Raw genomic sequence first — 22,526 nt, forward strand, 5'->3', positions numbered from 1 at the left:
GGGGAACTGTGACGGACACCCGGGGGCCGCAGCCCCAGCAGAGTTACGACGGGTACGCGGCCGGGCCGCTGCCCGGTGAGAGGGACCAGCCGGCCCAGGGACCGGGGTCCCAGCCGTACCACCCGCCGCAGGCGTACCAGGGGGCCCAGGGTGGTCCTGCGGGGCCGCAGAGCGACGGGGCTGCTCCGGGCGGCGGGCGCGGCGGTCAGCCCGGCGACGACGGCGCCCAGGTCGGCAAGGCCGGTGCGGTGCGCCGGCCCCGCACAGGAGCGCGGACGACGCCGCGTACGCGCAAGGCCAGACTGAGGGTGGCCAAGGCCGACCCGTGGTCGGTGATGAAGGTCAGCTTCCTGCTGTCGATCGCGCTGGGCATCTGCACGGTGATCGCGGCGGCCGTGCTGTGGATGGTCATGGACGCCATGGGCGTCTTCGCGACGGTCGGCGGCACGATCAGCGAGGCGACCAGCTCGACGGCGGGTTCCGGCGAGAGCAGCGGGTTCGACCTCCAGTCGTTCCTGTCGCTGCCGCGGGTGCTGATTTTCACCTCGGTGATCGCGGTGATCGACGTGGTGCTGGCGACCGCACTGGCGACGCTGGGTGCCTTCATCTACAACCTGTCGGCCGGTTTCGTCGGCGGCGTGGAGCTGACGCTCGCCGAGGACGAGTAGTCCTCGGGGGCCTCGGAGCGGGCCTCGTGGTGGGGGGCGGAGAACCGATTTTGGCCCTGCCCCCCACGTGCGCTAATCTTCAGAAGTCAGCGCGCGAGCGCGGCGGGGCTATAGCTCAGTTGGTTAGAGCGCATCCCTGATAAGGATGAGGCCACAGGTTCAAATCCTGTTAGCCCCACAGTGACCGGTTGGCCCGGACGAGGAAATTCTCGTCCGGGCCAACCGCTTTCGTGTGTCTGGAAGTTGTAGCCGCCGGTAGGTCACCGATCGGTATCGGTCGGTGTGTATAGTCGGCCGCCAAGAGGTCTCCTACGTCAAGGAAAGACGAGGTAGCGCGGTGAAGAAGCTTCTCCTGGTCGCACTGGCCGCCATTGGCGGGCTCCTCGTGTACCGCCAGATCCAGGCGGATCGCGCCGAGCAGGATCTGTGGACGGAAGCGACTGACTCCGTGCCCGCAGGTTCGGGTGTCTGAGCTCCAGTAGTCACCAGCAGGGCCCCGGCCGCATTGAGCGGCCGGGGCCCTGTGCTGTGTACGGGGCCGGGTGCGGAGCGGCGCCTCCGGCCGCTGTCCCGGGCCGGGTGCGCGCGGGGGCTGCTGCGAGACCGTGACACCACTCCTTTGTGTTCACCTGCGCAAATCACTAGCTTGCATGAGCAAAGTTGGTGCAGGGGGGATGCGGGGTGCGCCGGGTGGGTGGGACCCGCGGTGCCGACGGGGGCAGCGGAAAAGGGTGCGGGCAGTGGGGGGGCCTTGTCGGGAGTGCTGGCGAGGGTTCCGGCTGCTGGGGCGGTCGATGTTTCACGTGAAACGGACCGGCAGGCGGTCGATGTTTCACGTGAATCCGACCGGCGGGGGGTCGATGTTTCACGTGAAACGGATGGCATGGGCGGGTTGGTGATGGAGTGCGACTCCTCCGGCTCCATGGGGGACCACGACGGTTCCGGACGTACGCGCAGGGAGCCGGCGCGTGCGGCGGCGTCCACGGTGGCGGACGGATTGCCGGACGACTATTCGGCCGGGCTGCGGATGTACGGCGCGGACCAGCCCCGGGGGTGTATCGACACTCGGCTCGTACAGCCCCGTACAGGCGCTCGATCGTGCGGCCTTGGAGCGCGCTGTGAGTGGCGTGCGGCCCGCGGGGACATTCCCATCGAACTCTCCCGTCAGAAGGTCGCACAGGGCCTTCCCCTGCCTTCCGGCGGTGCGGCGGGCCGGCGCAGCGTGCTGCTGATCTCCGACGGCGAGGACAACTGCGGTACGCCGCAGCCCCGCGAGGTGGCCAAGCGACTCGGCCGCAGCGGGGTGGACGTGCGGATCGACACCATCGGATTCCAGGTGAAGGGCGGGCCGCGCAAACAGCTGGAGTGCATCGCGGCGGCGGGCAACGGGCGTTACTACGACGCCCCGGACGCGAAGGTCCTCGCCCGACAGCTCCAGCGTGCCGCCCGACTCTCGGCGGACGGCTACTGCTTCGAGGGGCGGCAGGTGAGGGGCGGGACCACGCGCGCGACCGCACCGGGGCTCGGAATCGTGCTGCGGGTGGCCGTGCTCGGTGACCAGCGATCCGGTCCCCTGCACGACGCGCCCCTCGTGCAGGGGCAGCGCCCGGCGAAGAGCGCGGATGCGGTCACCCCGGCGGACGGCACCGTGCCGGGCGGGGCAGGATGGACCGGCACCGCGACGGCCGCGGTGGCGGGCGGGGCGATCGTGGTGATCGCCGGGATCGTGCTCTTCGCGGTGCGGCACCGGACGGCCGGAAACACGACAAGGGGTGGCGCGTGATCAGGCAGCGCATGAAGGTCCGGGGAATCCGGCGACGGCGGGGGCTCCGGGAGGCACTTGCGGGGACGGCGGCGTTCTGCGCGGTGGCGGCACTGCCGGGACAGGCACTGGCCGCAGGCACGCCCAGCCCCTACGTCTTCGACACGGCGGCCAAGCCCGTCAAAGGGGCGGCGAGCACGGCGGACGCGCCTGCGCTGTCGGCCGGGGCCACGTACAAGGACAGCATCAAACCGAAGGGCAAGCAGTACTACCGGCTGGACCTCGACGCCAGGACCAACGCCTATGTGTCGGCCGTCGCCGTGCCGAAGCTGGGGACCAAGGTCGGGCTGGGGGACGAGATCAAGGTGTCCGTGCTGGACCGGGACAGCAGTTCCTGCGACTCCGGCGACGATGTGGCCTTCGGGTCGGCGGAGTACCCGCGCCCGCTCAGCACCTACGGGGCGCGGCTGATCGAGCAGGGCGCGAGCAATTGCCAGGAGGCCGGTACGTACTACGTGCTCGTCGAGCGGGACACCGCGGCGACCTCCACACCCGAGGACTGGGACCTGGAGATCCGCTACCAGTCGGAGCCGGGACTGAAGAGCGCCGGGCCGACGGCGGCGCCGTCGGTCTGGCCCAGCACCTCCCCCGCACCGCCTGCGGGCGGCCCGCGGAAGCGCGCCGGCGGCACCGGCTTCAACGACGCCACCGGGCTGACTACCGGCGAATGGACCGACGAGATCAAGTCCGGGGAGTCCCGCTTCTACCGGGTGCCCGTCGACTGGGGGCAGCAGATCTTCTCCGACGTCGACCTGCACAGCGCCACCGGCGACAAGACCGGGTTCGTCGGCAGCGCACTGGCCTACACCCTCTACAACCCGGCGCGCGGATTCGTGCAGAGCGGGGACTCGGTCTCCTACGACGGAAAGCAGAAGACGGCTGCGATGGACCCGCTGCCGCCGGTGACCTACGAGAACCGCTTCGACTCCAGCAGCGGTGAGAAGGACATGCAGCTGGCGGGCTGGTACTACCTGCGGCTCACGCTGAGCCCCCAGGTGGGCCAGATCTTCGGGAACACCGCGTACGGGGTGACGCTGCGGGTCACCGTGAAGGGGGCAGCCAAGCAGACCGGGCCCGACTACGCGGGGACCACCTCGGACTTCAAGGTCTCCGAAGGCGACCAGGAGGCGGCGGCCAACGGACAGAGCGGGCCGCAGGCGAAGCAGAGCGGCGCGATGAAGACCCTCGCGGCGGCCGGGATCGGTGCGGGTACCGTGCTCGTTCTCGGTCTCGGGGTGTGGACGCTGGTGGCACGGCGGCGGGCGGCGGATGGGCGGCCTTCCGCGCCGGAGCAGCGTCAGACTCAAGAGTACGGGCCGCCCTCGGCCTGGTAGCGCGCACGCCCGCGAGCCCCGGAGGCCAGGGACGTGGGCCCGCTCCCCGGGGGCCGTGAGCGCGGCCCCGGGGAGCGGCTCAGGTCTGGGTCAGGGCCCAGATGCCCACGGCGAAACAGATCAGGGCGAGCACGAGCACCGGGACCGTCACCTTCGGGGGCGGTCCCGGTCTGCGTGCTGCCGTTGGCCGGGCGGGGGACGGTGCCGGCGGGACGGCGGCCGGTGCCGGCTGGGGGAAGCCCGTGACCGGGCCCTGCTGCGCCAAGCGCGCGTCGTGCGGAGCCGGGTGCGCGGGGGCGTGACCCAGGGGGGACGGAGCGGTGTAGGCGCGTGTGGGCAGCGGCTGTTGGCCGACCGCGCCGGTGGGCGACCGGGAGAGATCCACCGGCGCGCCGGGATGGGGGGCGGCCGCGTGAGCCGGTACGGCGGCCGGGGGCGCGCCGCCTGCCGTCGGAGATGGGCTGCCGACAAACGCGGCAGGCGGCGCCTGGAAGGCGTGGGGCGAGCCCTGAGGCGGCGGGGCGAGGTGGAAGCTCCCCGTCTGCGACATGGACGGGGTGGGGGAAGTCGCGGCGGGGGACGGTGTTCCGTCGGCGTGGGCGAGGCCGCCCGGAGAGGGGGACTGGGCCGGCGCCGGGGACGGAGTGGGCATCGGCCCCTGCGGCTGCCCCGAGGCGTGCGCCTGTGACGGCCACGGGGTTGGGGGCTGCGCCTGCGAGGGCCACGGCGTCTCGGGCTGAGCCTGGGCCTGCGAAGGTGAGGGACTCAGGGCCTGCGCGGGATGGGGGGCCTGCTCCTGCGAGGGGGACGCGGTTTGCGGCGGGGTGTGGGAGGGGGGCTGGCGGGGGTCGGCAGCCGGCGTGGAGGGCTCTCGGCCGCCCGAACGGATGTGGTCTCCCTGGCCGCCCTTGCCGACCGGACCGTTCGCCCCGCCCCTGGCGGCCGGACCGTTGGGGCCGAAGCCGTGGGGGAGGGGGCCGATCTGGTCGAAGACCTCGACCGGGTCGTCCGAGGGGTCGGCGTCCGGCAGCATCTCGGCCGCCGCGGTGAGTGCCTTGCGGGCGCCCGTGGCCGTACGGAACCGGGCCTGCGGGTCCGGTTGCAGCATCCCCGCCACGACCTGCCACAACGGCTCCGGAATGCCCTGGGGGGAGCTCGGCGTCCCGTGCGCGGCGAAGTGTTCGATCAGGGCTTTGGAGTCCGGCTTCTGGCCCTGCAGGAGATAGAGGGCCACCAGGCCGACCGCGAACAGGTCGGCGGGGAAGTCCGGTTCGGCGCCCATCATCTGTTCCGGCGCGAAGTACCCCGGCGTCCCGACGACGTAGTCGGTTTCGGTCAGACGGGGTTCGCCCTTGCGCATGGAGATGCCGAAGTCGGAGAGCCGCAGGTGCGGGCGGCCGGTTCCGGTGGCCTCCATCAGGATGTTGGCCGGCTTGATGTCGCGGTGCACGACACCTTCCGCGTGCACCGCGGCGAGACCGGCGAGCAGCTGGTCGAGGAGGGTACAGACGAAGCGGGGTGGGAGTGGGCCGTAGTCCCCGATGACATGGGCGAGCGAGCCGCCGCTCACCAGGTCCATCGTGAACAGCACCTTGTCGTCGTCCGCCGCCCAGCTGGCGGGTGCCAGGACGTGCGGATGGTCGATGCGCAGCGCCTGCTCCCGAACGAAGCGCAGCAGGGTGTGGGCGTCGCTCTGCTGGAGCACCTTGGCGGCGACGTAACGGCCCCGCCGGTGGTCCCAGGACCGCCAGACCGCGCCCATGCCGCCCCGGCCGATCGGATCGACCAGCTCGTACCGACCCGCGAATATCTCACCCATTGCGCTGCGCCCGCTCCCCGGTCCGCTTCGTGTCGCTGTCGGCGTCCCGTCAGCTCTGGTGTGCCTCGTAGTGGGCGACCGCCTCCGCGGTGCGCCCCGCGCCGTACACCCGTAGGAACTCTGCCAGTTCCGGGTGGTCGGCGGCGAGCGAATCCGCGGCGTGGATGATGTCCCCGGCCCCCGCCACCGAGCGCAGCAGCGACTGGATCTCACGCACCACGCGGCGTACCGTCGGCGCGCCCGAGCTGGACGCGGTCTGGCCGGTGGCGCTGAGCACCGAGCCGCCCTGCGACTTCTTGATCTCTTCCATCCGGTCCGTGGCCTCCCCCGCGCTGACACTGCCGTCGGCGACCAGGCCTGCGAGTTCCTGGAGGGCCTGGACGCGCTGGACGACAGCCGGATTGCCGATCTTGGCCCGCTGACCGCTCATCAGCTGCGACAGCATGGGCGCCGACAGGCCGAGTACGGCGGCGAGCCTGGCCTGATTGAGGCCCAGGTCGTCGATGAGCCGACGGAAGAGCGCCCCCAGCGGCTCCCCGTACCAACTGCGTTGGAGCTCTCTGGCTCTTGCCGCTGCTTCCTGCTGTGCTGCGTCCATCTGCGTCTCCCCTTCGCTGCTGCGAACCTCGCGGTGCATCTTACGGAGAGTGGTCGCGCACGGGGAGCCCCAATCTGTTTGCAGGATTGTGGGGATCACCCGGTACTCTGGTGTGCGTCGGTGGCCGAGTGCTGTTCCGCTCGGTCGTGGGCACCCTTTTTCGGGGCCTTAGCTCAGTTGGTAGAGCGCTGCCTTTGCAAGGCAGATGTCAGGAGTTCGAATCTCCTAGGCTCCACATCAGTAGAGGTCCCCTGACCTGCGGAAACGCAGGTCAGGGGACCTCTCTGTGTTCATAACGTCAGCACCGTGTCAGCACCGATCTGATTTACGGTGCCCCACATGGCGTACATCAAGAAACGGGACAAGCGCGACGGAACGGCCAGCTTCACGGTCATGTGGAGGGCCGGCGGTGCCCGTGGCGGCAAACAGGAGTCCGAGGTTTTCGAGGACGAGACAGCCGCCGAGCGCTTCCGTGATCTGGTGAACGGCCACGGTCAGCAGTGGCCGCCGGGGTGGACCCGAGGTCACGGTTTTGTTGCGGACCGGCGACGTGCGGACACGATGTTCGAGCCCTTCGCGCTCGCCTACGTCGATCGCCTCACCGGTATTCAGGGCGACACACGGAGTAAGTACAAGAAGGAGATCAGGGAGAACATGGCTCCCTGGTTCGGCCCGTATTCCGTGGAGGACGGTGAGGGCAGCGTTGTCCGGGCGATGGTCCAGGACTGGGTCAACGACCTCGAAGCCGGACGCCTCGCTCCGCTCGACCCCCGCGACCGGAAGCCCCGGACCGCCTATGCGCCGAAGACTGTCCAGAACAAGCACGGTCTCCTCAGCGCGATCATGCAGTCCGCCGTCGATGCAGAACCGTCACTGCGGGCGTCCAACCCGTGCGCGAAGACCCGTCTGCCCCGGCTCGATGGAGCCGAGGACGAAGAGGAGATGGTCTTCCTCGAACGCGAGGAATGGGCCTGGATCTACGAGTGCCTTCGCGACGACGCCAAGGACCTTGGCGAGACCATCGCGGAGACCGGCTTCCGGTGGGGCGAGGCCACTGCGCTTCAGCCGCGAGACCTCCGGCGGCGCAACGGGCGTCCGGCTATCCGCGTGCAGAGGGCCTGGAAGAAGGACGAGGACGGCAAGTCCATCCTCGGCCCCCCGAAAACCCGGAAGTCGCGCCGCACCGTGGTCATCACGCACAAGCTCGACCGGATGCTTCGGCGTCGTGCCAAGGGCCTGGCTCCCAACGATCTGATCTTCACCGGCCCCGAAGGTGGCAAGTGGGACCCCGGTACCTTCCGACGCCTGCGCTGGATACCCGCGATCGAGCTGGCCGCGGAGAAGTACGGCCTGATCAAGCGACCGCGTATCCACGACCTCCGTCACTCCCACGCATCGTGGCTGATCGCAGCGAAGGTTCCCCTGCCGGCCATCCAGGGACGGCTTGGCCACGAGTCCATCACCACGACCGTGGACCGCTACGGCCACCTCCTGGACGCCTTGGACGACGAGGTCATGGCCGCCATCGAATGGGCTATGGACCCCACAGCCCCGCTGCCCGGCTTCCTGGAGCACTCCGGCTTGGCCGCCACCACCGACGGCCTTCCCCACGTCCCCCGACAGCTCTCCGGACTGGCCCAGGAAACCTGGAAGGACGCCAGCGACGTGCCGCGGGACGATGCAGAGCACGAGAACGACCCAGTCTTTGTCGTCACGCTGGGGGGCCGGGAGGTGCCGTTCGCGGACCGCGAGCACGCACAGGACGTCGCCGACCAATGGAATGACGACCACGAGGAAGAGATCGCGACTATGCGGGCAGACGGTTGGCCAGAGGAGAAGATCGCCCGCCGCGGAGCCCTCGGCCCAGAGGAGCGCGAGCGGTGGATCGGCGGCGGCTCCGTCTGGTCACGGATGCCGGAGCGACAGTTCGTGCACTACGCCTTGGCCTCGTACGAGGCCGACGGCACCCTGACGTACGAGCCGCTTCCGGTGAGTAGCCGGTGGACGTGGGAGTTCGAGCACGATGGCTTTACCACGCGGGCCGCAGAGTTCCGGACCGAGTTCCGCCCCGACGGCAACACAGAGGCGCACGCTCGGGGAATCAACAAGTCGGCCGTCGTCCGAGCCTTCGAGCAGGCCCGGATGGAGGCTCTAGAGGTGTGCGCCAAGCACCCGGAGGCCGACCTCACGAGCACCGAGGCTTGACGCGCCAGGTCCCCCCGCCCCTCGAAGGAGTGTGTCCTTCTTCACGTGACTTCGGCCCGCTCCCCATCGGGGAGCGGGCCGAAGTCGTACGTGCTTCGCAGCGGGGAACCGCTCGTGGGCTCAGCCCACGACCTCCGAGGTTGGGTAGCAGACCGTCTGCCACCGGTCGGGTACGTCGGTACGCGACCAGCCGTTGACGGTGTCAGGCTTTGCCCGCTCGGCGGGGCCGATGATGAACCCGTTCTCGATCAGACGATGTCCAAACGACGCGGGGGCGAAGCCCGAGTCCGCCGGCCCCAGATCACGGACGACGAGTTGCCGCACAGGGTTGGGGTCCTCGATACGGACCTCCCGTTCCTCTGAGGCAAGCGGTGCCACGATCAGGCGCCAGCGCCCGTTCAGCACGTACACGAGGGCGCGGTGTGGTCCAGCGGGTGTCACGTTCTCTCCGAAGGTGGATCGGTTGGTGGTGATCAGTCGTCACCAGAGGCTGAGGGGACGGCCCGCCGCAATCGCCGCACGAACGCGTGCTGCGATCTCCGCTTCGGACTCCCCGCCGTTCCGGCCGGCCCGGATAGCGGCACCTATGGCGCGGGAGCGTCCGGCCGGGCCGCGAAGGTCTGCGAGGGGGCTACCCGGGTCTTTGCGGCGGGCCAGCCATTCGGCCCGGTTCTCCGCCGCTGTCCCCAGTCGCAGATGCGTCGGCTGCTGGCAGGAGTGGTTGTCGCAGGTGTGGCAGACGGTCGGGCTGTCGGTACCCCAGCCGAGCCGAGGGATGACACCGTGCGCGAGCTGGTACCCGTAGAGGTGGCCCGGCACCGTGCCGCGTCGCGTCCTGCCCGGCCGCGACGCCGCCCTGAAGCTGGCGTGGCCGGTGCTGGAGATCCCGCCGAAGAAGAACCAGCAGTCCTCGGTTGACGAGGTTCGGTAGACCTTTGCCCAGTACCGGGCCCGAACGGACTCGTTGGCCAGCCAGGACATCCACTCAATGGCCGGTATACGGACGGGCGTTGGCTCACCGATGAGGGAAGGTTGCTCGTCAACGTGAACGGGCCCGGACCCGTTCACCGCCGCGAGCGGGAAGAGTCCGGGCCCGATGTCGTTCTTAGGCGGCATCAGCCCGGCTGCCGTCCGCGGTGACGCCCGGGGCCGGGGTGCCTGATGTCGAGGAAGCCGCGTCTGCCGCATCCGCCCGAGGCTTACGGGTGCGGGTAGTGCGGGGCCGCTCGGCGCGAGCTCGCAGCGATTCGATGAGCTCCTTCGCCCGAGCGGCGGTAACAGGCTTCGCCTCGCGTTCCAGCTCCTCCGCCGGGACGCCCAGCAGTTCCGAGACCAACTCGGCGTCGTTGTCGAACAGCCGCAGGACTACAGCAGCAGCCTCCCGTGCCGTGACGTCGGCTTCCTCCCTCGCCTTGGCCGCCTTCACCGCAGCCTCACGCGCGGTCAGCGCGTGCTCGGCGGCCATCTCCCGCGTCTTCGCCTTCACTGCTTCAGCAGCGCGAACTCGCCGCCGCAGCTCCGACGCGCTCACCGGTCCTGCCGAATTCGTGCTCACCCGTGCCCCCAGTTCTGTTCGAAAATACTGCTCGTCGCGCGCACCGTAGGCATAGGTCCGCGGACATCTCGAACCACGAGTTCGTTGGGTGCCGGCCAGAGCGAAAGGCAGCCTCCGGCGGGTCCTCCTCGGAGGGGGTGGGGGCTGGTTGGTCGGGTGCGGGAGCGTTGTGGTGCGGGTGAAGGCGGGGTTCCCTCCTCGGCCGGACACCCCAAGGGGCGTACCAGGAACCCGGACACGGCGTCCAGGCCGAGCCGCTACGCGGTCGCTACGCGAGCCAGGACACCGCGCCCGGAACCCTGGTACGGCGGAGCTGTCCGACCGAGGAGGGAACCCCGCCCAGGCCCGTTGTGGCCGGGCCCGGCCGGGCGGGTGCGGGCCGTGGGGTGTGAGAAAAGGCCAGGTCAGAGCCCTTATCCGGGTTGACCCAACCCCTAGAACATGGTTTAATTAGTGATGTCGGAAGGGGAGGGCAACCCCCGACCGGCACACGGCAGGCCGACCGGCCGCCGACAACCTCTCTCACCAGGAGAACGAACGTGAGCAACACGAAGGCCCCCGGAAAGCTCGACACCATCCGCGCCCTGCTCGCCACGGCGGAGGACCCCCGTACGCCGGAGTCGGAGGCGGAGTTGGCCCAGAAGCGGGCGTTCGAAATGATGGCGAAGTACGGCGTCGAAGAGGCCATGCTGAGCGACGGCCAGCCGTCGCGGGACGCGGTCACCGCGCGATACATCGACCTCCCCAACCCGTGGTCCATGTCCCGCGTCCGCCTCATCTGCTTCATCGCTCAGAACGTCGGCTGCAAGGCCGTGCACATGGGCGTGCGGGGCAACGTGCGCCGCGTTCACATCGTCGGCCACGAGTCCGACATCCAGCGCGCCGAAGTCCTTTACACCTCTCTCCTGATCCAGATGCTCGGCGGGCTCAACGCGCAGGTTGTCCCGTACGGCGTCCGCAGTGCGCGAGCCTGGCGCAACTCGTGGACCATCGGGTTCATCGAGCGCGTCATAGAACGGCTCAAGGCGATCGAGCAGGCCGCCCGCGCCGCCGCCAGCGGGGAAACGTCGGCCACAGGCCGCAGCGGTGAACTCGTGCTGGCCGACCGCGACGCGATGGTGGAGGCCGCCTACCGCAAGGAGCACCCGCACGTCCGGCACTCGCGCGGCTCGTACAGCGGCAGCGGATACGGCGACGGTGCCGCCGCAGGCAACCGCGCCGACATCGGAGGCACCCGCCGCATCGGTGCCCAGACCGCCGGAGCGCTCGCAGCCTGACCGCCCATCCCGGCCGGGGCGGCAGCCCGCCGCCCCGGCCCCCCGCTCGAAGCGCCGAGGAGCCACGCATGTACATGGAATGGGCCCGATTCCACAAGACCGACGAGAACGGCCGCCACTACTTCCAGACCTACAGCTTTCCCCATACGTGGGCCGCCGTGACGCCGAAGGAGCCCGGCACCGGCCGGATCAGCGAAGCCGCCGCCCTTGCCTACTCGATCATCTGTGCGGCCCCTCGCCTGACGATGTAGGCGAGGGTGCCGACCACGCCTCTTACAGACGCTTGGTGATCTTCCCATTTTCAATGCCCGGCAAGGTGTCCACCAGCACACGGTCGCCCTTCACAACCCTGGTCCTCACCTGTCGCAACGCATTCGAGAGGAAGGCGACAATGAGGCGCTCATCTTCCAACTTCACCCGGAACTGAGCGCCATAAAGGGTTTCCAGGACCGTCCCCTCTAGGGTCACCAGTTCTTCATCCATATCTGACCTCCTGTTGCGTTTTTCCCGGACACTGCGACCTTCGGTGCCCCAGTACATCAAATGAAGACTATCCGTGCTGCCTGCGTCGAGTGCACGATCACGGCCAAGTCCGCCCAGCGCAGCACCGCGTGACCGTCACCAACCACCGCCAGGAGAAAGCGATGCCGTCCCGGAAGCCGCACGCCACCCCCGCCCGCATCCTCACGGCCGCCGCCGACCACATCGAACGCGTCGGCCTCTACCAGGGTGACCACCTCTGGCAGCCTGGCCGGATGGGCGACACCGCCCCGTGCACCGTGCTGCACGCGTGGGAACGCGGCGTGCGCTCCGTCCGGCCCCGCTGGTCCGTGAGCGGTGAACCGTGGGACATCTTCCAACGCGCCCTGTTCGACTCCCTTGTGGTGCTCAGCAACCACATCAACGGCCGCCCCGTGTCCGGCGTCCGGTGGCGAAAGCTGAAGCTCACCGAGGACGCCTACCGGCGCACCCTCCTGTGGTGCTGGGGGGACGGGCCCGAGCGGACCACCGCCGAGGCCGCCGCGATGATCCGCGCCACCGCCGCCCTGCACCCGAGTGACGGCGATCACAACATCTCCGGTTGCCCCACTCTTAAGAACATGGTTTAATTAATGGTGCCGGAAGGGGGAGGGCAACCCCCCGACCGGCACCGGGCCGAACGGCCCGAAGAACTCTCACCAGGAAGAAGAAGGACCGATGACGAACACCAAGACCCAGGCCGGCGTCCAGACTGCCCCCGCCCCGTGGCCGACCCTCACGGTCGCCGAACTCGCCGCGCACCCCGGCAACGTCCGCGACATCGAGGCCCCGGCCGATCTGCTGGCCGACGTGAGGGACAACGGCGTGGTGGAGCCGCTGTATGTCGTCCGCACCCACGGCGACGTGCCGCAGGTCATCGACGGGTTCCAGCGGCTGGCCGCCGCCGTCGCCGCAGGGCTGGAGACCGTGCCGGTCACGCCCCGCCCCGTCATCCGGATCGACGCGCTCACCCCGCACCCGAAGAACGCCCGTGAAGATCTCGACCTCAACGCGCCGTTCGTGGACTCACTCCGCACCGAGGGGTGCCGCATCCCCGTCAAGATCCAGCGGCTCGACGGCGGAGTCCTCCAGGTCAACGACGGAAACCGTCGCTACCACGCAGCGACGGACGCGGGGCTTACCCACCTGCCGTACGAGTGGGAGGACGACGACCGCGACGCGGCCGGGCAGTTCCTCGACATGATCACGACCGCCCAGCACCGTAAGAGCCTCACCACGTCCGAGATGAACCAGGCCATGTTCAGCGCCGCCGAGGCGGGCGCGCAGGTCGGCCGCATCGCCAAGGCCGCAGGCGTTCGACAGAAGGACGTCAAGACGCTGGTCAAGGTCCGGTCTGACGAGAAGCTGAGTGCCGCCGTCAGCGGCGCGGGCAGATACGAGTGGACTTTCGAGCACCTGGCCGCGCTCTCGGAGTTCGCCGACGACGCCGAAGCACTCGCCGCGATCACCGAGGCCGCCGCCGAGGACGAAGCCGACGAGGGAGACGTTGACTGGGCCATCGCCATCGAGCGGACCAAGCGCGACAAGCGGAACAAGGCGGAGGCGCACCGCGCGGAGCTGGAGACGGCCGGGCAGAAGATCAGGGACGCCGAGGAGCTGTCCGAGCGGGCTATACCCGTGTGGCGACTGCGCGGCATCAGCACCGAGGAGCACGCCGAGTGCAAGGGGCTTGTCTGGGTGTTCGATGAGCGGCGGGGGGACCGGTACGAGCCTTACTGCTCCGCCCCCGGCCTGTACGGGCACACGGTGCCCGAGGGTGCCAGCGCCAGCGGTGGCACGATGACCACCGCCGACAAGGAGGCCGAGCGCGCCGCCCGCGCCGCCGTCAAGAAGGGGAACATCGACTGGGACGCGGCCGAGGCCCTGCGCCGGAAGTGGATTACGGACCTGATCAAGCGGCGCAACCTCCCGAAGAACACCACCAACACTCTGATCGGGCACGTTAATAACGCTCTGCTGAACGGAAGTTGGGGTATCTCCGACGACCTGAACAAGGAGGGCACCACGGAAATTCTGGCCGGATTCCTGGGGCTGAACGCCGAGCAGGCGAAGGACCGGAGCAGCTTTGCCGGGCACGTCGCCAAGGACCCGCGCCGGGCCCCTCAGCTCCAGTTCGCCGCCATTGCCGCCGTCCGGGAGAAGTGCGCGAACCGGTCGGCGTGGCGGACGGACAGCCAGCACGCCCCGTGGACGCGGAAGCCCACAGGCCGGTGGTTCCAGGTGCTCGCGTCCCTCGGGTACCCGCTCACACCCATTGAGCAGTCGGTCGTGGACGAGGAGCCCTACGACCCGTCGAAGAAGAAGCCCCGCGCCGCGATCACGTCCGGCAGCGAGTCGGAGGCCAAGCAGGAGCCCGGCGCCGACGAGGAGGCGGGCGAGCCGGAGGCCGAGGAAGCCGACGACCCGGCCAGCGACGACGAAGCCGCCGCCTAACCACCTCAGCCGCCCGACGCCGGGGGCGGGAACCGCTCGCCCCCGGCACCCCCAGGAGCCCCACAGTGACCCGTACAGCTCTGTTCGAGACCCACGCCGACGACCACGGTTGCGGATGCGTCCCCGCCCCCGCCGAGCCCGACCCCGGCACCACCGCCGACATCATGCAGGCCCGCGCCATCGCGGGCGGACTCGCGGAGTTCGGCATCGGCCCCGCCCGCTGGTCTGCCGCCTACGACCACCAGGCCGCCGCCGTCGTCCTGCGCGTGGACACCCCGCGCGGACTGTACGCGCTCGCCATCCCGGCCCCCGGCCAGCCGTTCCCCGTCCGCCACCGTGGCGAGCGCATCGGCGCACTGGACTGCCGCCGCACGTACGGCACCGCCGACAGCTACACCGCCGCCCTGTTCGCCGCGTTCCTGCGCGACCGCGCCGCACTCGACATCCCCGGCCGGGATGCTTGCCCCACACCCCAAAACATGGTTTAATTAATGGTGTCGGAGGGGGAGGGCAACCCCCTCCGACACGTCGGGCCGCCAGCCGGCCCGACCCCGGCCGTAGGCGGAGGGCAACCCGCCCGGCCGGGCCCGCGATTCCTCTCTCACCAGCAGGAGCACCCACGATGACCAGCGCAGCCATGCGGTTTTCCATCCCCGCCACGGCCCAGTCCCGCGTCCGTCAGCTTGTCGAGGCCACCAACGCCCGCGCCGCCGTCCACCACCTCACCGCGTACACGCTCGACATCTCCGCGCCGTTCCTGGCCGACTACCACGACATCGACGGCCGCCTGATCGGCAAGCGCCCCACCGTCACCGTGACGATCTCCGGTGACATCCCCCGTCACCAGGGCTGGACCGTCATCGCCCGCCTGGACCACGACGAGGAGGGCGAGACGATCACCAGCCTGTTCCCCGGTCTGCCCGAGCAGGACGCGGAGGCCACGCGCCAGTACCGGGCCATCGAGAACTTCTGCCACGGGTGCGCCGTCGCCCGCCACCGCACCGCCACCTACCTCGCCCGCCACGAGAACGGCGAGATGCGGCAGTTGGGCACGACGTGCGTGGAGCCGTACACCGGTCTGCCGATCAAGGGGTTGGAGGCGTTGTGGCGGTTCGGCACGCTGAAGGACTCCGATTGGGACGGCGAAGAGGGCGGCATCCCGGCCGATCTCCGCGTCCCGGTGATCGAGGTCCTGCGGGTGACCGCCGCCATCGTCAAGACGGAGGGCCGGTTCTACAGCCGGTCCGAGCAGTGGAAGAACACCATGCCGACCGCCGACGGCGTCGAAGCGTACTTCTTCGACCGCAAGGCCCCGATGGAATGGCGGGCCGACATCGACGCCGACCCCGACGCGCCGACCACGGCCGCCGCCGTCCGGGCATGGGCCGTCCAGGGATACGGCAGCCTCTCGGACTACCGCCACAAGGTAGGCCAGTTGGCGAAGGGTGAGACCGTCGACCCGCGCCACCTGCCGACGCTCGTGTCCGCCATCGCGGGTTGGTACCGCGACCAGGAGAAGGAGGCCACCGAGCGGGCCGCACAGAACAGCAAGCCGCAGGGCACCGTGGGCGAGCGCATCACCACCCCCGCCACCGTCACCACCGTGATCGAGCTGGAGGGCCGGACGTACGGCTACCACACCCAGCGCCGCCGACTGGTGAAGTTCCAGGACCCGCAGGGCAACGTGTTCGTCTGGTTCAGCAGTGCTGCCGACGTCCCCGACCAGGGCGACGAGGTCGAGCTGACCGGCACGGTCAAGGACCACAGCATCTACGGCGAGACCGCACAGACGGTTCTCACCCGGTGCCGCGTCGCCGCACGCGAACCGGTCGCCGCGTAGCAGGTCCGGCCGGGCGGGAAGGACCGCCCGGCCGGACCCCGACCGCCGGGCCGTGGGACGGGCGGCATCGAGCCGCCCACCCCACGCTCCGCCCACCGCCGTCCGGGCCCGACCGCGTCGGCGGCCGACCCCGCTCACCGGCCCCCGTGCGAAGGGCGTCCCTCCGGGACGGCTCAGCCTGGCCCGGCTCGCAGCCGGCCGGAGCGTCCGGGCCGCGGGCGGCCCTCCCGCCCCGTCCGGACGCCGGGCCGAAGGGCGTGCCCTTCGGGCACGACAGCACTGCCCGTCGCGCTCCGCGCGACCACGGGCGGCACCCCTACGACGAGGCCACAGCACGCCGCCGCCCACAGCACTGAGACACCCGAGGAACATCCCCATGCCCGAGAACGCTTGCGCCGTCCGTCCCCAGGCCGTCACGGCAGGAGAACCGTCTCCACAGACGTGCATCCAGGTTGCCAGGCAGGCCGCGATCCTCGCCGTCACCGCCGCCGACGACGCCATGACCGCCGTGTGCCACAGCCGATCGGGCGCCACGGGCCGCCTGGAGGCGGTCATGCACGCCGCCCACAAGGAAGCCGTCGAGGCCGAGCGGCACGCCGACCGCGCCGAGCAATACGCCGACGACCCCAGGATGCCGAGCGGCGCCCCGTTGTACTGCGCCCGCCAGGCCGTCGACCACGCCGTGCGTGCTCAGTCAGCCGCCGGAGTCGAGACGACGGCCGCCGACCTGCGGGCCGAGCTGGAGCGGAAGCTGACGGCGGCCGAGCGCGCCGAGCAGGAGAGCGCTCGCCGTCAGCAGGAGGCCGAGCAGGAGGCCGAGGAGCGGGCGGCCACCGGCATGGACCGGGAGAACCGGGACCGCGTGGCAAGGAACCTGTATCTGGCCCAAGGGCATGTTGCCGAACTCGGCTGGACGGCGGGACACGTCCGCGTGATGGAGGCCGCCGAGTCTGGCCGTCTGTACTGGCGGGGCGGACGAGCCCGGCAGGCAGCACGACACGGCGTCTGGGACGGCGGCCGGCGGATCAGCCGCGAACGGACGCAGGCCCTGTTCGCCGCCCGATTCCTCGTCGCCGTCTGCCAGGACGACGGCACCCGCACCTTGATCCCCAGCCCGATGGGCCAGGTTGCCCTAGAACTCGCGCGACTCCATCCGGCGGGTCTGCACTGCACCGACCGGGAAGCCTACGAGGCGCGGTTCGCCAAGGTCCGGCGACGCCACAAGCGCCGCGACGACCAGAAAGCCGCCGCCCGCCTGCTTTCGCCGCTCGACTCCAGCGCACGGAAGCTCTACCGGAGGCCGGTCACGCTCACCGAACAGCACGAACAGTACGAACGCGCCGAGCGCGAAGCCGCCGACCGATGGGAAGACGAAGGCGGCTACTGCCCCGCGGTGAAGGTGCCGAAAGCGGCAGCCACCCCGGCCGAGCAGCCCTCGACCCCGACAAGGTCATGGTCGAGCGGGAAGTCCGCCGTGCAGTCCACCTTGTGGTGAACGGGGTGCCGGCCAGAGCGAAAGGCAGCCTCCGGCGGGTCCTCCTCGGAGGGGGTGGGGGCTGGTTGGTCGGGTGCGGGAGCGTTGTGGTGCGGGTGAAGGCGGGGTTCCCTCCTCGGCCGGACACCCCAAGGGGCGTACCAGGAACCCGGACACGGCGTCCAGGCCGAGCCGCTACGCGGTCGCTACGCGAGCCAGGACACCGCGCCCGGAACCCTGGTACGGCGGAGCTGTCCGACCGAGGAGGGAACCCCGCCCAGGCCCGTTGTGGCCGGGCCCGGCCGGGCGGGTGCGGGCCGTGGGGTGTGAGAAAAGGCCAGGTCAGAGCCCTTATCCGGGTTGACCCAACCCCTAGAACATGGTTTAATTAGTGATGTCGGAAGGGGAGGGCAACCCCCGACCGGCACCGGTAGGCCGACCGGCCGTCGACAACCTCTCTCACCAGGAGAACGAACGATGAACACGCCTCTCACCGTCGCAGAGCTGGCCCACCCGATCGCCCTCGAACTCGGCGGCAACTGGCGACCGCAGCCCGCGCGCCACGGCGTCCAGGAGCTGGACCACGCCGCCACCTTCACCCACCTGGACGGCCGACAGCTTCACCTCTCCGAGCGGTTCGATGACCCCGGCCACCTGCACATCCGAGGTGCATTCCCCGCCACCGACTACCCGTTCCGCAGGGGCGAGCGCGACACCGTCCGAGTCGCCATAGACGAGGACCCGGCAGACATCGCGGCCCGGATCGCCGCCGACCTCATCCCCGCGCACCGTGACGTCCACGAGCGGGTGAAGGACCACAACCGCGCACAGGCCGAGATGCGCCGAGACGTCGAGGAAGCCGCACGCGATCTCTCGGTGCGACTCCCCGGAGCGCGGACCCGGGTCGACGGTACAACTGCGTTTGTCTACATGAATCTTGAGCCGGGAGAAGTCCGTATTGGACTCGACGGCGACACTGTGAGTCTCGTACTCAACGATGTGCCCCGGATCATCGCCGACGCCGTCGTATTCGCGGTGAGCCGATTCCTTCCCCACGTCCAGACCCCCGAGGGTGAGCGCGGGGAATACGTCGACGGATACGCCCTCTAATTCCCCGTACGTTTCGGCGGCGCGCTGCTCAGTGCGCCGCCCCCCCCAGAAAGGCCCCAGGATGAGCGCCGACGTATTCACGATCGAGCCGCAATGGATCGTGCAGGCTCCGCACCTCCGGTGCACCCTCAAGCGCGCCCTTGCGCTCCAGGCCACACAGAATGTGTGGTCCGGTACCGAGCACATCAACAACGCCGTAGCGATGGCCTACGGTGATCAACTCCCGGACTCCGGCCGATGGGAACTGACCCGTTCCCAACTCCGCACACTCAAAATTGCCATTGAGTGGCGCAGGGCCACGCGCGCGGCCAGCGACAAGAAAACTGCCCCCGATATCCTCGAACGCTGGACGCGAATAGAGGGCGAGGTCATATCCGCATACCGCGCCGTGAGCAACGAAGCAGGGCTGTACTGGATTTAGAGGGTTGCCGATCACCCAGGAACATGGTTTAATTAGTGGTGTCGGAAGGGGGTGGGCAACCCCCCGACCGACACCGTGGGGCCAGCCGGCCCCGGCCGATCTCTCACCAGGAGGACCGCGACATGCCCCGTAAGCCGAAGATGACCGACGAAGAGCGCCGGGCCTACTCCGCCAAGATGCGCGGTGAACTCGAAGCCGTCATGGATCGCGCGTACGGCGCGATGGTCGGCAGCGAAGAATTCTGGGCCGCCGTCATGCGCACGGCCGCGAACCTGACTCACCCGGACCGCGACGACCGCAGCCCCACCAACTGCATCGCCATCGCTGCCCAGTGCCCGAACGCCACCCACGTACTCAGCTCCGGAGACTGGCGAAAGGCCGGACGCTTCCCGGCCAAGGGGTCCACCTCCCTCCGTATCTGGACGCCGATCAAGCGCCGGACCGAGGATGCCCAGGAGGCCACGGCCGCAGCCACCGACGGAGGGCAGCGAGAAGCCACCGGGGAGGCTACTGAGAGCCAGGGGCGCAAGGTGTCCGGCTTCAAGGCCGGGCCGGTTTTCGACATCAGCCAGACTGACGGCGACGCCTACGAGCCGCCCGCCGCCGCCCCGCTCGCCGCCGAGGTCATCCGCGATGTCCTGGTGAATCAGTACCGCGACCAGTACCACGAGGACCCCGAGCAGGCCGGAGGGTTCGACTTCACCCAGGACGCCCCCGACAACGCCGTTCGTATCCTGCTGTACGGCCACGCGTGGCGACGCATCACCGAGGCGGACGCCCCCCTTCCCGGCCAGCACGCCGCCGAAGTCGCCTCAGCCGCCCACGTCGCCGCGCTCATCCTGAACGTCGCCCCGGGCCCCGCCGTCATGCCGCCGCTCGCGGGCATCATCACCCAGGACAAGAAGCCCCCGGTGCATGAGTCCGCCGTCCGGGCCATCGAGACCGGCCGCGCCATCGCCCGCGCCGTTACCACGGCCGCCGAGCGCCGCCGCGAACTTGCCGTGACCGGTTGACCCAGACCCAAGAACATGGTTTAATTAATGGTGTCGGAAGGGGGAGGGCAACCCCCCGACCGACACCGTCGCCGGGGCCGACCGGCCCCGGCGGAATCTCTCACCAGACAGGACACGACATGCTCACCACCGACAAGAAGCCCACCGTCCAGGACTTCCCCACCGCGACGCTCGTGATCGGCGGCCCCTGGTTCCGGGGCCACCAGCTCGACACCCGCCCCGCCGTCGTCGTCGGCCCGTTCGGCGGGCCGGAGTTCGCGGACGAGGCCACCATGTCCGTGGTCTGGTTCTTCACCCTCGGTGCCCCGCAGCCGGGCGACAGCGTCCAGGCGATGTTCCCGCACGAGCTGACCCCTCTTGACGACACGCTGACCACGATGCACCAGGACACGTTCCGCGACATCGTCCGCAGCCTGCGCCGGGGACGGTTCGCCTACGACGACGGGGACGGTTCGCCTACGACGACGGGGACGCGCTCCGCGCCGCCGTCCGCCAGGCATGGCGCGAGCGTGCCGGACTGGCCGACGCAGACCCGGCCGCCCGGCACACGCTCCACCGCAGCTGACCAACGCCCCGCCGGTCCGGGGGAGGGCAACACCTCCGGACCGGCAGGCCCCCAGCACCCCAGCGGACACCCCTTCGGGGCGGCAGGACAGGTCCGGTGCGTTCACCGCCGCCGGCCGACTCCGCCGCAGGCGGCTCCGCCGACCGACGACGGGCACCGGACCGCAGCGGACGCGCCCCGCGGGGGCGCGACAGCCCCTGTCGTCGCGCAGGCGCGACGACCCGCGAGCCGATCGTCCCTCACGGCCCGCGCCGGTGGTGCAGCGCCGCTGCCAACGCACGGTCCGCCCTGCGGACGGACCAAACTCTCACCAGGAAAAGCCAGTTCAGTGACTATCGAGATCACCCACACCCGCCGAGAAGGAACCCTGATCGAGGGCACGAGCCGTGGCGACGGATCGTCCGAGATCCTGCGACTTCGCGAGTACGGCCGGACCCAGAGCCAGCCCTTCCGCTGGAGCAGGAACCTTGACTGCTGGTACCTCCCGCACAGCCGTGATCACGCCACCTACACCCCCTCGCTCGAACTCCTCGCGCAGCGACTCCGAGACGCGGGCTTCGAGGTCACGCTGACCATCGACAACGCCGACCGCCGATCGTTCTCCGACGCCGAGAAGGAGCGGGAGGAGAAGGCCGAAGGCCGGGCGGAGAGGTTCGGCGGATACGCCGCCAGCGCCGCCCAGAATTCCGAGGCCGCGTGGAAGTCGAGCCACGAGATATCCGAGCGGTTCGCCTTCGGTCAGCCCATCCTCGTCGGACACCACTCCGAGGGCCGCGCCCGCCGTGATCACACGCGGATGGACAACGCGATGCGCAAGAGCATCGGCGAGAGCGACCGCGCCGCCCACTGGACCGGCCGGGCACAGGCCGCCGCGAACTACGAGCGCTTCAAGAAGGACCCCGGCCGCACGCTCCGCCGTCTCGACAAGCTGCGGGCCGACCTCCGCGCGGTCGAGAAGTGGCAGCGCGGCGAGTCCGCCAAGGGGTTTTCCCGGAGTCCGGCAGACCCCGAGCTGGAGACCGAGCACCAGGAGCTGACGGAAGAGATCCAGCACTGGGAGCAGGTCATCAAGGACGCCGAGGCCGAGGGCTTCAAGATGTGGTCGAAGGCCGACTTCACGCGCGGTGACTTTGTTCTCTACCGAGGCACCTGGTACGAGGTCCTGCGGGTCAACCCGAAGTCGGTGACGATCCCGCACATTCACAACGGCGTCGGTCAGCGCGTCGTTCGCGCGGCGGACAACCGTCACGACGGCTGGACCTGGACCGCTCCCTACGACGACGTGTCCGGGCGCAAGAGCGCCGACGAGATGCAGCAGTCGACTCGGGCCGAGGCCGCCGAGCACCAGGAGCAGGCCCAGCAGGCCCCGCCGATCAAGGAGCCGGTACCGGCGGCTGAGACGTGCCCTACCAGTCACCCCAGCCCATGGCACGCGAAAGCGCGCCGCTGGGCTCTCTGTCAACACGCCCCTGAAGGGAGGTCGACCCCGGCAACGGCCCCCGCCGAAAGGGCAGACGGGCAGGAGGGCATGGCGCTGGTGCTCATCACCTCGAAGAACTCCCGCCGCCCCCGCAAGCGCGCCTTGTGGGCGATGACCCGCCGCGAGGCACAGGCCGTATGCGGCGACCCCCGCACCTCCGGCCGCTCCTACATGCTCACCTGGACCGACCGGCCCGGCACCGAAGGCGCCGACTGGGAATGGTTCCCGGACAACGGCAGCCACGCCCCGGTCCTAGACGAGCTGGGCATCACTCCGCGCCGTGAATGGACCGCCGCACCGCAGGCCCCGGCCGAGGCCGCGTAACCACGCCCCCACCCGTCCCCCGGCGGCCGAGCACGCCGGGGGACGGGC

General features: G+C 70.1%; 20 protein-coding genes, 2 tRNA genes and 2 pseudogenes. 19 read left to right on the forward strand and 5 right to left on the reverse strand.

All coding sequences use genetic code 11. From position 1 onward, the window contains the following. Nucleotides 1–8 precede the first annotated feature (8 nt). The 5 genes and pseudogenes from ACFWVV_RS08865 (at nucleotide 9) to ACFWVV_RS08885 (ending at nucleotide 3,824) form a co-directional block, all read left to right on the forward strand. Nucleotides 9–668 (forward strand): DUF3566 domain-containing protein, encoded by a 660-nt coding sequence (locus ACFWVV_RS08865; RefSeq protein ID WP_384347708.1) that lies wholly within the window; start codon nucleotides 9–11, stop codon nucleotides 666–668. Between the two features lie 104 nt (nucleotides 669–772). Further along, a tRNA-Ile gene (locus ACFWVV_RS08870) sits at nucleotides 773–846 on the forward strand. A gap of 159 nt (nucleotides 847–1,005) precedes the next feature. Next, nucleotides 1,006–1,140: a DLW-39 family protein gene (locus ACFWVV_RS08875; protein ID WP_003958712.1), complete on the forward strand. Its 135-nt coding sequence runs from the start codon at nucleotides 1,006–1,008 to the stop codon at nucleotides 1,138–1,140. A gap of 288 nt (nucleotides 1,141–1,428) precedes the next feature. Continuing rightward, a pseudogene (locus ACFWVV_RS08880) lies at nucleotides 1,429–2,193 on the forward strand (hypothetical protein); the annotation flags it as partial. A 254-nt stretch (nucleotides 2,194–2,447) separates the two neighbouring features. Next, on the forward strand, nucleotides 2,448–3,824 hold the full coding sequence (locus tag ACFWVV_RS08885) for a hypothetical protein (protein WP_384347710.1): 1,377 nt from the start codon (nucleotides 2,448–2,450) through the stop codon (nucleotides 3,822–3,824). 79 nt (nucleotides 3,825–3,903) lie between these two features. Here ACFWVV_RS08885 and ACFWVV_RS08890 read toward each other — a convergent pair whose 3' ends face one another. Further along, complete coding sequence (locus tag ACFWVV_RS08890) at nucleotides 3,904–5,643, reverse strand: protein kinase (RefSeq protein WP_384347713.1); 1,740 nt, start codon at nucleotides 5,641–5,643, stop codon at nucleotides 3,904–3,906. Nucleotides 5,644–5,692: 49 nt separating this feature from the next. Then, nucleotides 5,693–6,241: a DNA-binding protein gene (locus ACFWVV_RS08895; RefSeq protein WP_384347902.1), complete on the reverse strand. Its 549-nt coding sequence runs from the start codon at nucleotides 6,239–6,241 to the stop codon at nucleotides 5,693–5,695. A gap of 162 nt (nucleotides 6,242–6,403) precedes the next feature. Between ACFWVV_RS08895 and ACFWVV_RS08900 the strand changes: the two genes are divergently transcribed. Together ACFWVV_RS08900 and ACFWVV_RS08905 are read left to right on the forward strand one after the other, a co-directional pair. Beyond that, a tRNA-Ala gene (locus ACFWVV_RS08900) sits at nucleotides 6,404–6,476 on the forward strand. A gap of 104 nt (nucleotides 6,477–6,580) precedes the next feature. Further along, nucleotides 6,581–8,446: a tyrosine-type recombinase/integrase gene (locus ACFWVV_RS08905; RefSeq protein WP_384312036.1), complete on the forward strand. Its 1,866-nt coding sequence runs from the start codon at nucleotides 6,581–6,583 to the stop codon at nucleotides 8,444–8,446. 120 nt (nucleotides 8,447–8,566) lie between these two features. Here the strand turns inward: ACFWVV_RS08905 and ACFWVV_RS08910 are convergent, their stop codons facing one another. Together ACFWVV_RS08910 and ACFWVV_RS08915 are read right to left on the reverse strand one after the other, a co-directional pair. Continuing rightward, nucleotides 8,567–8,857 (reverse strand): hypothetical protein, encoded by a 291-nt coding sequence (locus tag ACFWVV_RS08910; RefSeq protein ID WP_384312034.1) that lies wholly within the window; start codon nucleotides 8,855–8,857, stop codon nucleotides 8,567–8,569. A gap of 694 nt (nucleotides 8,858–9,551) precedes the next feature. Further along, a complete protein-coding gene (locus ACFWVV_RS08915; protein WP_384347716.1) occupies nucleotides 9,552–10,001 on the reverse strand; it encodes a hypothetical protein in 450 nt (149 codons plus the stop codon). Nucleotides 10,002–10,540: 539 nt separating this feature from the next. Between ACFWVV_RS08915 and ACFWVV_RS08920 the strand changes: the two genes are divergently transcribed. Both ACFWVV_RS08920 and ACFWVV_RS08925 read left to right on the forward strand, forming a co-directional pair. Beyond that, the gene (locus ACFWVV_RS08920) at nucleotides 10,541–11,278 is read left to right on the forward strand and encodes a DUF2786 domain-containing protein (protein WP_384312031.1); all 738 of its coding nucleotides are present in this window, start codon (nucleotides 10,541–10,543) and stop codon (nucleotides 11,276–11,278) included. Nucleotides 11,279–11,352: 74 nt separating this feature from the next. Further along, the gene (locus ACFWVV_RS08925; protein WP_384347718.1) at nucleotides 11,353–11,529 is read left to right on the forward strand and encodes a hypothetical protein; all 177 of its coding nucleotides are present in this window, start codon (nucleotides 11,353–11,355) and stop codon (nucleotides 11,527–11,529) included. Nucleotides 11,530–11,551: 22 nt separating this feature from the next. Here the strand turns inward: ACFWVV_RS08925 and ACFWVV_RS08930 are convergent, their stop codons facing one another. After that, the gene (locus ACFWVV_RS08930; protein ID WP_384312029.1) at nucleotides 11,552–11,761 is read right to left on the reverse strand and encodes a translation initiation factor IF-1; all 210 of its coding nucleotides are present in this window, start codon (nucleotides 11,759–11,761) and stop codon (nucleotides 11,552–11,554) included. A gap of 161 nt (nucleotides 11,762–11,922) precedes the next feature. On the opposite strand from ACFWVV_RS08930, the gene ACFWVV_RS08935 reads away from it, so the two are divergent. The 10 genes and pseudogenes from ACFWVV_RS08935 (at nucleotide 11,923) to ACFWVV_RS08980 (ending at nucleotide 22,478) form a co-directional block, all read left to right on the forward strand. Further along, on the forward strand, nucleotides 11,923–12,387 hold the full coding sequence (locus ACFWVV_RS08935; RefSeq protein WP_384312028.1) for a DUF6197 family protein: 465 nt from the start codon (nucleotides 11,923–11,925) through the stop codon (nucleotides 12,385–12,387). A gap of 88 nt (nucleotides 12,388–12,475) precedes the next feature. Next, nucleotides 12,476–14,251 carry a ParB N-terminal domain-containing protein gene (locus tag ACFWVV_RS08940; protein ID WP_384347721.1) on the forward strand — a complete coding sequence of 592 codons (1,776 nt, stop codon included), beginning with the start codon at nucleotides 12,476–12,478 and terminating at the stop codon, nucleotides 14,249–14,251. Between the two features lie 65 nt (nucleotides 14,252–14,316). Next, on the forward strand, nucleotides 14,317–14,739 hold the full coding sequence (locus ACFWVV_RS08945; RefSeq protein WP_384347723.1) for a hypothetical protein: 423 nt from the start codon (nucleotides 14,317–14,319) through the stop codon (nucleotides 14,737–14,739). Between the two features lie 134 nt (nucleotides 14,740–14,873). Beyond that, on the forward strand, nucleotides 14,874–16,091 hold the full coding sequence (locus ACFWVV_RS08950; protein ID WP_384312023.1) for a hypothetical protein: 1,218 nt from the start codon (nucleotides 14,874–14,876) through the stop codon (nucleotides 16,089–16,091). A 376-nt stretch (nucleotides 16,092–16,467) separates the two neighbouring features. Further along, nucleotides 16,468–17,586 carry a hypothetical protein gene (locus ACFWVV_RS08955; RefSeq protein ID WP_384347726.1) on the forward strand — a complete coding sequence of 373 codons (1,119 nt, stop codon included), beginning with the start codon at nucleotides 16,468–16,470 and terminating at the stop codon, nucleotides 17,584–17,586. 456 nt (nucleotides 17,587–18,042) lie between these two features. Beyond that, nucleotides 18,043–18,675, forward strand: a complete 633-nt coding sequence (locus ACFWVV_RS08960; protein ID WP_384347729.1) for a hypothetical protein — start codon at nucleotides 18,043–18,045, stop codon at nucleotides 18,673–18,675. A 61-nt stretch (nucleotides 18,676–18,736) separates the two neighbouring features. After that, nucleotides 18,737–19,096 (forward strand): hypothetical protein, encoded by a 360-nt coding sequence (locus tag ACFWVV_RS08965; RefSeq protein ID WP_384312018.1) that lies wholly within the window; start codon nucleotides 18,737–18,739, stop codon nucleotides 19,094–19,096. Nucleotides 19,097–19,218: 122 nt separating this feature from the next. After that, nucleotides 19,219–20,109, forward strand: coding sequence for a hypothetical protein (locus tag ACFWVV_RS08970; protein WP_384312016.1), 891 nt, complete (start codon nucleotides 19,219–19,221; stop codon nucleotides 20,107–20,109). Between the two features lie 119 nt (nucleotides 20,110–20,228). After that, nucleotides 20,229–20,453, forward strand: a pseudogene (locus ACFWVV_RS08975) (DUF6409 family protein); the annotation flags it as partial. 165 nt (nucleotides 20,454–20,618) lie between these two features. Continuing rightward, complete coding sequence (locus ACFWVV_RS08980) at nucleotides 20,619–22,478, forward strand: DUF3560 domain-containing protein (protein ID WP_384347905.1); 1,860 nt, start codon at nucleotides 20,619–20,621, stop codon at nucleotides 22,476–22,478. Nucleotides 22,479–22,526 lie beyond the last annotated feature (48 nt).

It is taken from the genome of Streptomyces sp. NPDC058663 (genome assembly GCF_042716745.1).
GTDB lineage: Bacteria > Actinomycetota > Actinomycetes > Streptomycetales > Streptomycetaceae > Streptomyces.

Bases quoted from the DNA above. Each gene is read 5' to 3' on its own strand.
- ACFWVV_RS08890 (WP_384347713.1), bottom strand. From the start codon at position 5,643: ATGGGTGAGATATTCGCGGGTCGGTACGAGCTGGTCGATCCGATCGGC.
- ACFWVV_RS08895 (WP_384347902.1), bottom strand. From the start codon at position 6,241: ATGGACGCAGCACAGCAGGAAGCAGCGGCAAGAGCCAGAGAGCTCCAA.
- ACFWVV_RS08905 (WP_384312036.1), top strand. From the start codon at position 6,581: ATGGCGTACATCAAGAAACGGGACAAGCGCGACGGAACGGCCAGCTTC.
- ACFWVV_RS08925 (WP_384347718.1), top strand. From the start codon at position 11,353: ATGGAATGGGCCCGATTCCACAAGACCGACGAGAACGGCCGCCACTAC.
- ACFWVV_RS08930 (WP_384312029.1), bottom strand. From the start codon at position 11,761: ATGGATGAAGAACTGGTGACCCTAGAGGGGACGGTCCTGGAAACCCTT.
- ACFWVV_RS08935 (WP_384312028.1), top strand. From the start codon at position 11,923: ATGCCGTCCCGGAAGCCGCACGCCACCCCCGCCCGCATCCTCACGGCC.
- ACFWVV_RS08940 (WP_384347721.1), top strand. From the start codon at position 12,476: ATGACGAACACCAAGACCCAGGCCGGCGTCCAGACTGCCCCCGCCCCG.
- ACFWVV_RS08950 (WP_384312023.1), top strand. From the start codon at position 14,874: ATGACCAGCGCAGCCATGCGGTTTTCCATCCCCGCCACGGCCCAGTCC.
- ACFWVV_RS08955 (WP_384347726.1), top strand. From the start codon at position 16,468: ATGCCCGAGAACGCTTGCGCCGTCCGTCCCCAGGCCGTCACGGCAGGA.
- ACFWVV_RS08960 (WP_384347729.1), top strand. From the start codon at position 18,043: ATGAACACGCCTCTCACCGTCGCAGAGCTGGCCCACCCGATCGCCCTC.
- ACFWVV_RS08965 (WP_384312018.1), top strand. From the start codon at position 18,737: ATGAGCGCCGACGTATTCACGATCGAGCCGCAATGGATCGTGCAGGCT.
- ACFWVV_RS08970 (WP_384312016.1), top strand. From the start codon at position 19,219: ATGCCCCGTAAGCCGAAGATGACCGACGAAGAGCGCCGGGCCTACTCC.